Here is a 13,769-nt window from a genome sequence, read left to right as displayed (position 1 = left end):
TGAAATTTACAGAAACAGAAACGGAAATTATTCATTAATTTTCCCAAAAAGCAAAAAGCGGTATTCCTTTTTATTTTTTTTGTTTTAGTCTTTTAAATATATTCATTATCTTTGTTGGAACACATTATACATCAACAAAAGCCATGAAGAAAATTTTCATATTTTCTATTTTGTCATTCTTCTTCCTTTTACATATTTCAGCAACGGATATCTCTTCCGGTTTAAATTTTGCATCCCATGAAGTAATTAAAGAAAAAAGGACTTCTTTATTGTTGAATAATGGTAAAGAGTTTCGCTTACCTGAAGGATTTTCTTTGAATTTCGGATTGCGATTCAGAACTGAATTGCATAATTACGGATATATTTTTAGAATCATAGCCAATGATACAGTATGCTTTGATTTAGTATCCAACTATTCTGACGGACGGAAATCTTTAAGCTTTATCGAAGGAAACAGAATATTCGCTCCTTTTAGCAGCCGGATATTGGAACAATACGAAAAAAACAGCTGGGTTACGGTTCATTTCGGTATAGACCCCAAAACAGAAAAAATAACTATATCGTTTAATGGAGAGGAAATCGAGATTCCATATCATTACAAAAAATTGTCCCGATACCGTTTTCAATTCGGATATTGCAGTCATCCGGACTTTATCTCTTATGACGTTCCTCCAATGGCAATCCGAAATATCCGTATCGAGAACCCAGAAGGAGAAACCGAAGCATACTGGCCTTTAAGGGAGCATCAAATTGCAGAAGTATATGATTCGGTTTCTTACAGAACAGCAGAAGTATATAATCCTATTTGGGAAATAGATAAACATACACAATGGAAAAAAGAACGATCTTTCGTTTCGGGACATTACACTCAAATTGCCTTCAACGAAAAAGATAATATACTTTATTTTGCAGATCAAAAACAAATTCTCGTTTACCATTTGACCGATAACCGCATAGATACAATCCTCGTACAATCGGGAAACCCGTACTATGTGAGCTCGAACCAGTTAATTTATCAACCCTCGACAAACGAACTATGGTCTTATGATTTTGACGGTCCCATCATCTCCCGATTCGACTTTAAAACCCATAAGTGGAGTCAGGCTAATAAAGACACAAAGAACCCTATCCATACTCACCATAACTCTTTTATTTCTCCCAAAGATTCCAATTTATACATATTCGGAGGATATGGTGAATATCATTATAAAAATGATTTTCTCAAACTATATTCCGATGAATCGAAATGGGAAAAAATCGATATGAAAGATTCGATTCCTCCTCGTTATCTGAGCGCATTAGGCATAAAATCGGAAAACTCTATACTGATATTCGGAGGATACGGTCACGTCAGCGGATTACAAGAATTAGGACCTTATAATTATTATGATTTATACGAAGCAGATCCCTACACGGGAAAAATAAAGAAGTTATGGTCATTGGATAAACAGGAAGAACCTTTTGTCGTATCGAATGCCATGGTGGTAGATACAACCGAAAATTTATTTTATACGCTTTGCTTCCCTAACAACCGAAGCAATAGTCATATCGTTCTGAAATCATTCGATATAGGCAATGGATACTCCCAGACATTAGCAGATACGATTCCCTATCCATTCGAAGATATAAATGCATACTGCTCTCTATTTTACAGCAAGAAAGACAATAAATTATATGCCGTAACCATTTTTCACGAAAAAGACAAATCTCAAATATCCGTATATTCATTGCTATATCCACCATTATCTGCAGCGAGCATTATTCAACCAGCCCGGGAAAAGGCCGACTTTATGTGGTTATATATCGCAACGGCAATTATTTTGATTATAGGAACGGCACTATTCATAATATATAAAAGAAAGAAAAAATCCACAGTTCAAGATTCGGTAATTTTAAACATGGAAGAATATGTTCCCGAAGCAATTCCAAATCGATCGGCAATATTATTTCTTGGAGGATTTCAAGTGTGGGATAAAAACGGAAACGATATAACCAAATCATTTACTCCGACATTAAGATATTTACTTATATTGATCATTCTCTACACACAGAAAAACGGAAAAGGAATTTCCAATTCTACCATGTGTGAAATTTTGTGGGCAGACAAAAGCGATGAAAGCGCACAGAACAACCGCCGGGTTACCATTCGGAAATTAAAAGTTTTGCTCGAAGAAATAGGGGGAATCGAATTAGTAAATACAAATACTTATTGGGCGACAAAATGCAGCGAACCGTTCTTTTGCGACTATTATACGGTTTTCGAGAGTCTGAAAAAATTACAAAAACAATCAAAGGTTCAAGTAAATAAATTATATGATGTACTGCATCTCATCGCTAACGGATTACCATTGCCATATCTGAATCAAGACTGGGTCGATTCTTTCAAATCCGATTACGCCAATTATGTCCAAGATATGCTATGGAATATCGTGCAATCAGGGAATCTGACAGATTTCAGACTTCTTACTAAAATTGCGGATATTATTTTCTTATTCGACCCTACAGATGAAAATGCCATACACTTAAAATGTAATGTATTGGTAAAAAATGGTAAAGTAGGACTGGCGAAGAGCACTTATGATACATTCTGCTCAGAATATGAACAGTTGTTAGGGACTCCGTATAATAAATCTTTTAATGATATATGTCATTAAGTATATCTTACAGATTATTAATCGGTTTTATATATCCATTTATCAATAAAAGAAAATAGCGCAAAATGAATTTCGTGTCATAAGGCAAACCTAAAACACATAATGAGGAAATATATGCTATTAAAGAATTCCCAACTGCAATTAGGAATATTAGCAAGAGCCTGTTTAAATTTCACTCAAGTAAAATTTAAACAGGCTCTTAGACGATAGTGAATAAACATAGATTTGAATAAAAAGGGATATTCAGAAAAACTCATTAGTGTAGCATTATTTTTATGACATTTGCCAATAATGCTAATGGGGGATATGATTAAAAATTGAAAAAAGTCAAAGTTGTAAAATCTCTATGTGATATTCCTTTCAAATATCACATGACACAAACTTTTTTCTAAAATTTATCTATAGTTTCCATATTAGAAATACTGCTATTTGGAGCAAAATAAATTTGATCTCGCATAATTTTTCCATTGTTAACATTAGTAGTCCAACCACCAATAGATGGTGTTTGATGATTTTCATTTATAAAGGCCATTCGATAAATATAAAAAAGATCAAGTGGATATGGCTTTGCACTTCCTGAAAATAGTTTTATTAGTAATAATATTGTTAGTAATAACAATATTACCTATCTTTGCACCAAAGTAATATTTGAAAATTATGGAGAATAAGCCTTTTATATTCGGAGTCGCAACATCAGGCGATAACTTTACCGATCGAGAGAAAGAAACTGAGCGTTTGTTGCTAAATTTTCGACATGGTGTAAATACTGTACTGATTTCGCCTCGTCGTTGGGGCAAGACTTCATTGGTACAGAAAGTGTGTCGCTTGGCGCAATCAGATAAATTGAAAGTTGTGTATCTTGATATTTTTTCGTGTCGTAGCGACCGAGATTTTTATGATGCATTTGCAGCTGCTGTTCTCAAACAAACATCTTCAAAGTTAGATGAGTGGTTGGAAAATGCCAAGCTGTTTCTTTCACGAATCAGTCCTAAAATATCAATGGGTACAGATCCAATGACGGATTTCTCCATATCGCTTGAAATGAATCCCAAAAGCAACGATATTGACGAAATTCTACAACTCCCCGAAAAAATAGCACAGAAAAAAGGCTATAATATTGTGATATGTATCGATGAATTTCAACAGATAGCCGAGTTCAAAGATTCCAAGACATTTCAGAAACGGTTGCGTACCGTATGGCAACTACAAAAATCAGTATCTTATTGCCTTTTCGGCAGTAAAAAGCATTTAATGAATGAGCTTTTTGAGAAAAAGAGCCTTCCATTCTATAAATTCGGTGATGCCATATATTTGTCGAAAATCGGGACATCGGATTGGGTCGATTATATATGCGGTCGTTTTGAAGCAACAGGCAAGCAGATTTCAAAAAAATTGGCCGAAAGAATATGCCAAATAGTGGATAACCACTCGTCTTATGTACAGCAGTTGGCATGGTTGGTATGGATACACACGGATAGAATTGCTACCGAGCAGGATTTTGAAGCGGCATATCAAGATATTATCGACCAGAATACTCCATTGTTTGAAAAACAGACCGAAAGCCTTACTACTTATCAGATGAATTTTTTGCGAGCGATTATTAATGGTGTTCATAGTGAATTCACAACACAAGAAATTATACATAAATATCAGCTTAGTTCATCGGCTAATGTTAGTATAGTAAAACGAGCTTTGGTCAAAAAAGAGCTTATAGAAATCGAAAAACGCCGAGTTTTCATTCCTGACCCAGTAATGAAAGTGTGGCTAAAAAAGGAATTGGGAATATAATGTAGCATATTGTCAGATTTTAGCAAAAATTCAATAATGGAATAACAAATCAGAATATGACAAAAAGAATTGAATATATAATTGATGAGATACTAGATTAATATATGTATGCATATCTTACATTTCGTCCTTGAATTATCAGATTCAGGAAAAGATTCGATGATATATAACACATTACATTTATCAAATTCTTAATTTAATTTTCAATAATAAAAAAGCACGGAAACAATCATTTTATTATATTTGCACCGTTCTAAAAATAAACAAAATGGACGATTATCATTCGGAATATTAACGTAAGGGTAGGATTTTATACAAATTCTACCTGTAAAAGTATAGGAGATTTGTATATGAAGACTTATCTGAACGGCATAAAACTTATGCCCGAAAAAATCTGGATGCCTAATTATTGGATCAATATCGAACAACCCGACAAGATCGATATCGATTATCTACTTAACGAGCTCAATGTTCCCGAGTCTTTTCTGAAAGACATAGAAGATCCTGAAGAAAGGCCACGTATCGAATACGAGGACGAATGGCAAATGATTATCCTTCGTATCCCGACGAAAGGTCATGATACCGGATATGCTTACGCAACAGTTCCTTTAGGCATTTTCTTAAAAAACGATCTTATCATTTCCGTATGTTTTTACGAAAATGAAATGATAGGGGATTTTATTCGATATAATCAACGTAAAGAAATAGGATTCAACAATCCTTATGATCTGGTGCTTCAACTCATATTTTCTGCGGCAGTATGGTATATGAAGTATCTCAAACAACTGAATATCATCATAAAGGAGAGCGAAAAAGAATTAGAAAAATCTATTAAAAACCGGGAGCTTCAGGCTCTGTTGCAGATAGAAAAATGTTTTGTCTTTTTTATAACCAGCTTAAAAGGGAATACCATTCTGTTACACAGGATCAAACACGATAAAAGAAGTAGTAAATACATCGATCCCGATCAGGTCGAAGATGTGGAAATAGAAATGAGACAAGCTCTTGAGACGTCAAACATATATAGCGACATCCTTGCCGGCATGATGGACGCATACGCTTCTGTGATCGGAAACAATATGGGAGATATCATGAAACAGCTAACCTCAATCTCCCTTATTCTCATGATTCCAACCTTAATTGCAAGCCTATACGGAATGAACGTACCCAATTCATTACAAAATAGTCCGTATGGCTTTCCTATCATTTTAATAGCATCAATCACTTTATCTACTTTCGGTGTATGGCTATTCCGTAAACGCCGTTGGTTTTAATTATTATGTTGGAATTTTTCTTAAATTAAGAAAGACTCCAACATATTTATTGCCCCTAAAAGGTTCTATATTAAACACTTTTCAAAACATCTGTACAAAATTCAAACAGACTTTCTATTATAAAAGAATCAAGAGATTATCTAAGTTCTAAAAGCCTGTCTAAATTTTCCGACAAAAAATATTATCAGGTTACTACTATATTACAAAAAATAAAAAACTCAAATCCTTTGCACTTTCTATGTAAATATCTTTCCTTTCTTATTTATATATATTAATTTTGATACCCTTTTTCTTTCAGAAAGATAAACGATACCTAACAAATATAAATATGAAAAAATTTTTACTTTATTCCTTTTCGTGGCTATTGTTTGCAGGCATGTTACCCTTGCGCGCCCAAGAAATTCCCACAGGCTATTATGACAAAGCTATAGGAAAAAGCGGAAAGGCTTTGCAAGAAGCATTATCTACGATACTAAATAACGGGGCTAAAGATGTCGGATATGACGGGCTATATTCCGTTTATCGAACTTCGGATAACCGGAACGGAAAGGTCTGGGACATGTACTCCGACATAACAAATTTTTCTTTTAGTAATACATGCGGGAACTATAAAAACGAAGGAGATTGCTATAATCGGGAACATTCAGTTCCCCAAAGCTGGTTTAATGAAGCTCGTCCTATGAAATCGGATGCATGGCTGGTATATCCGACAGATGGGAAAATAAACGGATACAGGTCAAACAATCCTTTCGGAGAGGTCGGCTCAAAATACAGCTCTTCGGCAAACGGTTTTTCTAAGTGGGGAACATCCGCTACTCCAGGGATAACCGGAACGGTATTCGAACCGAACGATATGTATAAAGGGGATTTTGCCCGTGCTTATTTTTATATTGCCACTCGATATGCCGATAAGTGCGGAAACTGGCAAAGTCAGGTATTCAGTTCTTCATTTCCTCACTTAGCCAAACCGACTTTGGATATGATGCTCCGCTGGCATCAAAAAGATGCTGTAAGTGAAAAAGAAATAGTCAGAAACGATGCCGTATATAACGAACAAAGGAACCGGAATCCGTTCATCGATTATCCCGAACTTGTCGATCTTATTTTCGGGAACAGGACCGACGAACCTTTTAATCCTGACGGAAGCGAACATCCTTACCTGACTTCTCCGTTAAGCGGATCGACAATAAACATTGGAACTACATTGTTTAATCACTCCGTCAGCAACAATATTCTCATACAAGGAAAAAATATCGAGAATGATCTGACTCTTACTCTTAGCGGAGCAGATGCAGCACTCTTTTCTCTATCGGAAACGATCGTTTCCGCATCGGATATCAACGACGGGAAACAAATAACTATAACTTATTCTCCTACAGAAGCCAGTCTGAATAACGCGACATTGACAATATCGGGAAAAGACCTGGCCTATTCTACACAAGTTACCCTAACCGGAAAAGCGATAGACGGATTTGCGGCATTAGACCCGATAAATATTACCAGTAATTCTTTTACAGCACAGTGGAGTGCGGCCAATGGTGCAACCGGATACTTGTTGGATGTCTATTATTTAGATAATACATCTTCAGGAGAGGAAGTCACAGTATTAAATACGAATTTTAAAGAACTGACCCAGATTCCTAAAGGCTGGGAAACTTCCGGATTTGCTGCGATAGAAGGCGATAACGGCATACGCCTGGCTTCGGGAAGTAGAGACGGATCTATCTCTACTCCGGCTCTCGACCTTTCGGGTAATGAGACTTCATTATATATAAAAGCCGCGCCATATAAAGGAGCTGCACCACTATATATTTATCTGGATGGTAAAAAGATAGATGAGCTGAATGTCAGCAGCCAAATAGAAAAAAAGATGCCGTTACCGGCCGGCACATCATCTTCGGTAATAAAATTAGAAGCCTCTTCGGACAAACGTATTTATGTTGAAGAAATCATCATCAGTAAAGGAGGCGGATACAAAGAAGTACGAGTAAACGGTTATCCCAAACAAGTAGGAAATACCCTTTCCGAAACAGTAACAGGGCTTACTCCTTCTACAGAATATTATTACACAGTTACTCCTATCGGAGGAAGCGCCTCGAAATCGAATGAAATCAAAGTAACGACTTCCGATGACCCTGCAGCTCTTCCCAACATAACAGATATTAGTTATTCTGTCATATATAGTAATGTAAACCGACTATATGTCTCTAATGCCCCGTCAAATACGAAAGTATATGTATTTACCATAGACGGACAATTGATTCTGGAACGCACTTTACATGATGAAAATCTTGAAGAATATACAATCGATACGGCAGGTGTTTATATTGTAAAAATAGTCTCACCGCAAGGAAGTAAAAGCAATAAAGTCATTATCGAAAATTAAATATTTCATTTTATGAAAATCAAATATTTTGTTTACCAAAGCATAATATCATTATTTCTTGCTCTTTCCACATATACTCTGTGGGCACAGATTCCTAATGGATATTATGATGCAATCGAAGGTAAAAAAGATAAAGATCTGAAGACTGCCTTATATCAAATTATCAGTAATAACGGATTCAAAGTTGTCGGATATAGTGGATTGTGGGATGCTTATAAAGACACGGATGCCCGTTCGGACGGAAAAGTTTGGGATATGTACTCAAATACTTCGAATTTCACATTTGTAACAGATCAGGATAAAGGTTCAGGAGGGACTATAGAAGGCGATAAATATAATCGGGAACACTCATTCCCGCAAAGTTGGTTTGAAAAAGCCTCTGGGGACATGAAATCAGATTTATTCAATGTTTACCCCACTGATAAACTTGTCAATAATAAACGAAGTAATTATCCGTATGGCGAAACAAATGGCGAGATTTATAAATCAGATAATAGTTTCAGCAAATTGGGGACATGCACCTTTCCCGGATATTCGGGGACTGTTTTCGAACCTAACGACCAATATAAAGGAGATTTTGCCCGTTCTTACTTTTACATTGCAACGTGTTATGAAGATGTATTTCCCCAGTTCGGAGGAGAAATGACTGCCGGAAATTCATATCCCGGTTATAAAGACTGGGTAATCGATCTTTTGTTGAAATGGCACAGAAACGACCAAGTAGATTCAAAAGAGATCGACCGGAACGAAGCCGTTCAAAAGAAACAGCATAACCGCAACCCGTTTATCGATTATCCCGAACTCGTTGAATATATCTGGGGAAACAAAAAAGGGACAGCATTCAATCTGTCAGCATCGATAAACCAAGCAGATATGAACTCTATACATGTCTCGACAAGGGAGGGCTCAATAGTCGTCACGACTTCTGTTCCCGTACATGTTTTTCTATATAATACTTACGGGACTTTGATACAATCCCAAAACGGACAAGGAGAAATATATATACCGGCAAATCAATCAGGTATTTATATTCTGAAAATTCAAAACGACAAACACATCATTACACAAAAAATAAGACTTTAACTATGAACGGTATGTTCTCGAAAGTAAAAATTTCTTTTCTACTTTTTCTCGGAATATCTTTACAATTATGGGCACAGATTCCTGACGGATATTACGATAGTGCATTTGGGAAAAAGAAAGCCGAACTAAAAACGGCCTTACACAAAATTATAGGAAAAGCCGATGTCTTAGACTATGGCAGCGGAGCGGGTAAAACTTGGTCTGGTTTCGTTCAAACGGACGTCGATGATGAAGGTTATTATGTAGATATGTATTCGCCCAACCGAGTAAAAGCCAACGGAAATTCTGCCGGATCGGGAATGAATATAGAACATTCTTTCGCAAAGAGCTGGTGGGGAGGTACAAAGAATCAAGCATATAAAGATATACAGCAATTAAGACCGTCCAATTCAAAAGCCAATTCAAGTAAAGGAAGCTGGCCTATGGCGATAGTCGATGGAAAAACGACTTACGATAACGGAGTAATCAAAGTCGGGAAATCTTCAAGTCGTCCCGGCGGCGAAATAACGGCATGGGAACCGAGCGACCAATATAAAGGAGATTTTGCTCGCATTTATATGTACATGGTTACTTGTTATGAAGATTTCAGCGAAAAATGGACAGGAAACTCGGTAAACCAGCTCGATAATAACACCTATCCTGTTTTTGAGGATTGGACGATAAAAATGTTATTGGAGTGGTGCGAAAAAGATCCCGTCGATGACTGGGAAATAGCCCGGAATGACAAAGTCTATAAAATACAAGGAAACCGGAATCCGTTTGTCGATCATCCCGAACTTGCCGAATATATCTGGGGAAATAAAACAGAGACGGAATGGTATCCTGAGGATAATAATGAACCGACAATTATTTCTCCCAAAGATAAATCGGAAATCGACCTCGGCATGACCGCCATCAATTATCCTTTATCCCAGGAATTATTAATAAAGGTCCGCAATCCCGAAGGGAATATTTCCTTATCGGTAAGCGGTACTGGATTTTCTGTCACTCCTGAAACGATCACGGCAGAAGAAGGAAAAACCGGGAAAAATGTTACCCTTACCTATACTACGGCAACAGAAGGACGGTCAGAAGGAAGTTTAACCGTTTCTTGCGGATCTTTGGTTTCTAATGTAAATCTAAAAGCCGAAGCCGTCGATGGCATTCCTGCTCTTCAAGCTACGGACATTACAAAAAATTCATTTACGGCAAATTGGATAAATCCGGCGCACATACAGGATATATCTCTTACGGTATATCAAAACTCATCGGGTTCTCTTCTTCCGGGATTCCCGAAAATAGTCGATGAAAATACGACAAAAATGGAAATATCCGGATTAACGCCCGACACAGAATACTACTACAGTTTATCAGGAGGAGGCTTGACATCCAATACGATCACTGTTCAGACTCTGCCGTTAAATCCTCATATAGAATCCGATTTAGAAGACGGAGACCTGCTTTTCACTACAATAACAGGTTACGCATCGGACAGCAAACGCATACGAATATCCGGAACAGACACTTCGCTCCCATTGCAAATAAATACTGAAAGTCCGTTCGAATTATCGGTAAATCAACAAGATTGGAATACTCAACTTGTCCTTCCTGCAGAAGGCGGATTAGTTTATGTCCGCCTATCGGCTTCAGAAGCACCGGGAAATTATTCTGCCGATTTAACGATATCTTCATCCGAAATAGAAGAAGAATCCGAACCTTTATCCGGAGTTATCGAAATAAAAAAAGCATTTTCCGAAACTTTTGAGAATGGAACAAAAGGAAGCTACAATAATGGGAATGTCGAATGTACAGCTACAGAATGGTATATGGAAAATTCCCTAATCGGGACTCAACCGGGAGATAAAAAGAACGGAAAACAATCGGCTCGTATAAAAGGGTCGATCGAAACGACTAAAGATAAACCGGGAGGTATCGGCATGATTTCTCTATACGGTGCAAATTTCAGTAGCGATAACGACGGTAGTTTCAGTTTGTTTTACTCAACCGATCAAGGGTCGACTTGGAAAACCATTCAAAAGTCGGAAACATTGACAAATACATTGCAAAAATTTACATACATAGTTAACGAGCCGGGTAACATCCGAATCAAAATAGTGAAGGATAAAGGAGACCGCATCAATATCGACGATATAGAAATAAGCGATTATGATAACCCCGACGGAATTACACAAACCGAGGGCTCTTTCTTCAAAATATATAGCTTTCGGAATGAACTGGTTATCGAATCTCCTCAAGAAAATACCTTTGCAATATATGATATTACCGGTGCTTATATAAACCGATACGAAGTAAACGGAAATATTCGCATTCCCCTTTCTGCCGGAGTATATTTAATAAAAAACCTCTCTGACGAAAAAACTATAAAAATAAATATAAACCGATAAACACTGTTCAGCAAAACTAAAAAGAGGAAGCCGATTATTATTTGGCTTCCTCTTTTCTTTTTACAACACACACTCACATAATTACCTCTCATAATGGTAATCTCTCAATTGAGACTGCAATTGCTGACGCGTCATATAGATACGGCTTTTTATCGTTCCGATAGGCAGATGCATTTCATCGGCAATTTCCTGATATTTATAACCGGCAAGATAAAGTGAAAAAGGAACACGATATTCTTTTGAAAGATTATTGATCGCTTTATTTATTTCTTTGACATTATATAAAGATTCAGGAGTATCGTCCGAAGGATCATTTGCAACAGATTTCATTATTGTTTCGTCCTCATTATCATAAACCGTTCTGCGATTGACGTTACGGTGATAATCATTAATAAAAATATTACGCATGATCGTATACATCCACCCATTCAGATTTTCATAATGAACTAATTTTTCTACATTGCTAAGCACTTTAAGAGAAGTTGCTTGCAACAGGTCTTGAGCATCATCTCGATTCATGGTCAGGCTATAAGCAAAATTGAACAAGCTCTTTTGCATCCCGATTAACAGACCGGTCATTTTTTTTTCGTCCATATTATTATCTGTCTTTAAAAATTAAACATTTGTAATCCATTTCCCTTTTGGATGTTACAAATGTACAATTGAAGTTATAAGTATATTGTAAGTATTATAAGGTAGGGTATAAAGATTTTATAAAGAAATCATCAATATAAATAAATATGCAATATTATCCACTATTATGCACATAATAATGCAAAAACGATTATACATATAACAATAAAAAGACACCTCTTTTAATAACAGATTTACCACAAGAAAAAAGCGAAAAAAAATGGAAATAAAGTTTCTAAAAGCTTGTCCAATAAATATTACGAAAATCCATGAGAATTGAGAACAAAGTGTAAATAGAAACTCAAAAAAAAGGTTGCCTGCAAACAGACAACCCTTTCATATTTTTACAGATATAACCGATTATTTCAATTTTGCCAGCGCTTCTTTTATACGCCGTAGAGCTTCAACCAAGTTTTCGTCAGAAGTCGCATACGAAAAACGCAAACACTCGGGAGTTCCGAATGCAGCACCACCGACTGTTGCGACATGACCTTCTTCTAACAAGAACATTGCCAGGTCCGCAGCATTTTCTATTTTACGGTCTCCGAAAGACTTTCCAAAATAGTAACTTACTTCAGGAAAAAGGTAAAAAGCACCCTGAGGAACGTTTACTTTAAATCCGGGAATCTGTTTTGCCAGATCGACAACCAAATTACGACGACGTTCAAATGCCTTGCGCATCTCTCCGACACACGATTGATCGCCCGCAAAAGCTGCGACAGAAGCCTTTTGAGCAATAGAACTCGGACCGGAAGTGTATTGACTCTGCAATTTATTACATGCTTTTGCCAACCAAAGAGGCGCAGCAATAAAACCGATACGCCACCCGGTCATTGCATAAGCTTTCGATACTCCGTTTATGATAGCTACACGATCACGGATATTTTCAAACTGGGCAATACTCTGATGCCCTCCTATATAATTAATGTGTTCATAAATTTCATCAGCCAATACAATCACTCGGGGATATTTAGCCAATACATCCGCTAAAGCTTTTAATTCTTCTTTCGAATAAACACTTCCTGTCGGGTTAGACGGCGAACATAAAATTAACGCTTTGGTTTTAGGCGTAATCGCAGCTTCGAGCTGAGCAGGTGTAATTTTGAAATCCTGATCGATACCTGCCGTAATAATCACGCTTTTACCTTCGGCAAGCTTCACCATTTCTACATAGCTCACCCAATACGGAGCAGGAATAATCACTTCGTCTTCCGGATCGATAAGACTCAATATCGCGTTACAAATAGATTGTTTTGCACCGTTCGACACAACAATCTGGTCGGGAGTGAACTCCAGCGCATTTTCATTTTTCAGTTTCGCACATATAGCTTTACGCAGATCCATATATCCGGGAACCGGAGAATAGAACGAAAAATTATCATCAATCGCTTTTTTCGCTGCGGCTTTAATGTGATCGGGGGTATTGAAATCAGGTTCTCCTACACTTAAATTGATGATGTCTATTCCTTGAGCTTTCAATTCATTACTTTTCTGCGACATGGCCAACGTCTCTGAAGGAGAGAGGCTTGCCAAACGTTCTGAAATCTGATTCATGGGTGATATTTGT

Annotated in this window: 8 protein-coding genes; 6 read left to right on the top strand and 2 right to left on the bottom strand. The window is 36.9% G+C overall.

Translation table 11 applies throughout. The features are described from left to right. Window positions 1–143: 143 nt before the first annotated feature. The 6 genes from Q0093_RS03420 to Q0093_RS03395 all read left to right on the top strand — a co-directional run bounded on the left by Q0093_RS03420 (window position 144) and on the right by Q0093_RS03395 (window position 11,569). Window positions 144–2,654, top strand: a complete 2,511-nt coding sequence (locus Q0093_RS03420; protein WP_297928446.1) for a hypothetical protein — start codon at window positions 144–146, stop codon at window positions 2,652–2,654. 657 nt (window positions 2,655–3,311) lie between these two features. Next, entirely contained in the window at window positions 3,312–4,442 is a 1,131-nt protein-coding gene (locus tag Q0093_RS03415; RefSeq protein ID WP_297928445.1) for an ATP-binding protein, read from the top strand. 350 nt (window positions 4,443–4,792) lie between these two features. Further along, on the top strand, window positions 4,793–5,716 hold the full coding sequence (locus tag Q0093_RS03410; RefSeq protein WP_297928444.1) for a magnesium transporter CorA family protein: 924 nt from the start codon (window positions 4,793–4,795) through the stop codon (window positions 5,714–5,716). A gap of 328 nt (window positions 5,717–6,044) precedes the next feature. Beyond that, window positions 6,045–8,102, top strand: coding sequence for an endonuclease (locus Q0093_RS03405; RefSeq protein WP_297928443.1), 2,058 nt, complete (start codon window positions 6,045–6,047; stop codon window positions 8,100–8,102). A 12-nt stretch (window positions 8,103–8,114) separates the two neighbouring features. Continuing rightward, window positions 8,115–9,185 carry an endonuclease gene (locus Q0093_RS03400; RefSeq protein WP_297928442.1) on the top strand — a complete coding sequence of 357 codons (1,071 nt, stop codon included), beginning with the start codon at window positions 8,115–8,117 and terminating at the stop codon, window positions 9,183–9,185. Between the two features lie 2 nt (window positions 9,186–9,187). Next, window positions 9,188–11,569 (top strand): endonuclease, encoded by a 2,382-nt coding sequence (locus Q0093_RS03395; protein ID WP_297928441.1) that lies wholly within the window; start codon window positions 9,188–9,190, stop codon window positions 11,567–11,569. Window positions 11,570–11,650: 81 nt separating this feature from the next. Here Q0093_RS03395 and Q0093_RS03390 read toward each other — a convergent pair whose 3' ends face one another. Continuing rightward, the gene (locus Q0093_RS03390) at window positions 11,651–12,163 is read right to left on the bottom strand and encodes a sigma-70 family RNA polymerase sigma factor (protein ID WP_294176612.1); all 513 of its coding nucleotides are present in this window, start codon (window positions 12,161–12,163) and stop codon (window positions 11,651–11,653) included. Between the two features lie 399 nt (window positions 12,164–12,562). Beyond that, window positions 12,563–13,756: a pyridoxal phosphate-dependent aminotransferase gene (locus Q0093_RS03385; RefSeq protein WP_294176613.1), complete on the bottom strand. Its 1,194-nt coding sequence runs from the start codon at window positions 13,754–13,756 to the stop codon at window positions 12,563–12,565. Window positions 13,757–13,769: the final 13 nt, after the last annotated feature.

It is taken from the genome of uncultured Coprobacter sp., assembly GCF_947855755.1.
Classification (GTDB): Bacteria; Bacteroidota; Bacteroidia; order Bacteroidales; family Coprobacteraceae; genus Coprobacter.
This window is presented reverse-complemented; position numbering and strand designations above follow the sequence as displayed.

Coding starts and splice junctions, on each gene's coding strand:
- Q0093_RS03405 (WP_297928443.1), top strand. CDS start 6,045: ATGAAAAAATTTTTACTTTATTCCTTTTCGTGGCTATTGTTTGCAGGC.
- Q0093_RS03420 (WP_297928446.1), top strand. CDS start 144: ATGAAGAAAATTTTCATATTTTCTATTTTGTCATTCTTCTTCCTTTTA.
- Q0093_RS03385 (WP_294176613.1), bottom strand. CDS start 13,756: ATGAATCAGATTTCAGAACGTTTGGCAAGCCTCTCTCCTTCAGAGACG.
- Q0093_RS03400 (WP_297928442.1), top strand. CDS start 8,115: ATGAAAATCAAATATTTTGTTTACCAAAGCATAATATCATTATTTCTT.
- Q0093_RS03390 (WP_294176612.1), bottom strand. CDS start 12,163: ATGGACGAAAAAAAAATGACCGGTCTGTTAATCGGGATGCAAAAGAGC.
- Q0093_RS03410 (WP_297928444.1), top strand. CDS start 4,793: ATGAAGACTTATCTGAACGGCATAAAACTTATGCCCGAAAAAATCTGG.
- Q0093_RS03415 (WP_297928445.1), top strand. CDS start 3,312: ATGGAGAATAAGCCTTTTATATTCGGAGTCGCAACATCAGGCGATAAC.
- Q0093_RS03395 (WP_297928441.1), top strand. CDS start 9,188: ATGAACGGTATGTTCTCGAAAGTAAAAATTTCTTTTCTACTTTTTCTC.